We start from the raw sequence: 597 nt of genomic DNA on the forward strand, positions 1-597 counted from the left end.
CGGGATTGCCGGTCGGGACGGTCAGAACCACAAGGAGATACACGTCGTGCCTTGGAGTGTCGTGTTGAGGGCACTGGTGCTGGTCGTGTGGATCGCTGGGGCGCATGCCGCCGAACCGATCGACATCAACCGCGCCGATGCCCAGGCGCTGCAGCAGGGATTGACGATGGTCGGAGCCGCCAAGGCCGAGGCGATCGTCGAGCACCGGCGCAGACACGGCCCGTTTCATCGCGTCGAGGACCTGGCGCAGGTGAAGGGGATAGGGAAAGCAATCGTCGAACGGAATCGACAGCGGATCACCGTAGGCAACAGGTTGTTGCCGGCGGATCCGGTACCCGGATCGGTACCGGTGCGAACCGTACCGAGGCGCTGACAGCAGGAATCGTCGGAACCGGCAGGAGGCTGGTTCACCGGTCACGGACAGGAAGGCCGTGACCACCGACCGCCGCAGGACGCGGCACCACTCACCAGGATGGTGGCATCACAGACCTGTGGAAGGGGCTGAGATACAAACAGGACAGACGCGGCCGCGTGCAGGATGCAACGCTACCCCCACAGCGCAGGATGCGAGGGGGCGGCAGCAGGCCGACAAGGACG

The 597-nt window shown here is 65.3% G+C and carries 1 protein-coding gene; it reads left to right on the forward strand.

Going from position 1 to position 597, the window contains the following annotated elements; translation table 11 throughout:
• On the forward strand, positions 1-373 hold a 373-nt coding region (locus E2H86_RS25780; protein WP_207955664.1), incomplete at its 5' end, for a ComEA family DNA-binding protein.
• Positions 374-597 lie beyond the last annotated feature (224 nt).

Source organism: Pseudomonas putida, assembly GCF_004357765.1.
Lineage (GTDB): Bacteria > Pseudomonadota > Gammaproteobacteria > Pseudomonadales > Pseudomonadaceae > Aquipseudomonas > Aquipseudomonas putida_U.